The organism is Paenibacillus antri, assembly GCF_005765165.1.
GTDB lineage: Bacteria > Bacillota > Bacilli > Paenibacillales > YIM-B00363 > Paenibacillus_AE > Paenibacillus_AE antri.
In genome coordinates this window covers 1-521 of record NZ_VCIW01000079.1, presented here as the reverse complement: position 1 = coordinate 521, position 521 = coordinate 1, and the positions used below count along the sequence as shown (strand labels likewise).

Here is a 521-nt window from a genome sequence, read left to right as displayed (position 1 = left end):
ATGGGCACCCGCTGTGGCTCCGTGGATCCTGGCGTGTTGCTCTATTTGATGGATCAGCGCGGCATGGACGCACGCGCGATCGAGAAGTTGATCTACCACCGCTCCGGCTTGCTGGGTATGTCGGGTGTTTCGAGCGACTGCCGGGCGCTGGAAGAGTCCGACGATCACAATGCCAAGCTGGCGCTGGATCACTTCTGCTACCGCGCCGCGCGTGAATTGGCGTCGCTGGCGGGGGCCATGGGCGGGCTCGACGCGGTGGTCTTCACCGCGGGGATCGGCGAAAACTCGCCCACTGTGCGCGCGAAAATTCTGGAACAGGCCAGCTGGCTCGGCGTCGAGCTGGATCGCGAAGCCAACGCGGTTCGTGGCTTGGCAAGAATCAGCGCGCGTGCGAGTCGGGTCAATGCCTGGGTGATCCCGACCAATGAGGAGTTGATGATCGCGCGCCATGCCTGGCGTGTGATCCATGCTTGAGCGGTGATGACGACCGCGCGGGGCGAGTACATCCAACGCCCCGTGCC

At 64.3% G+C, this 521-nt stretch carries 1 pseudogene; it reads left to right on the top strand.

The annotated features are described in order from the left end of the window. Positions 1–474: pseudogene (locus tag FE782_RS33540) on the top strand (acetate kinase); the annotation flags it as partial. Positions 475–521 lie beyond the last annotated feature (47 nt).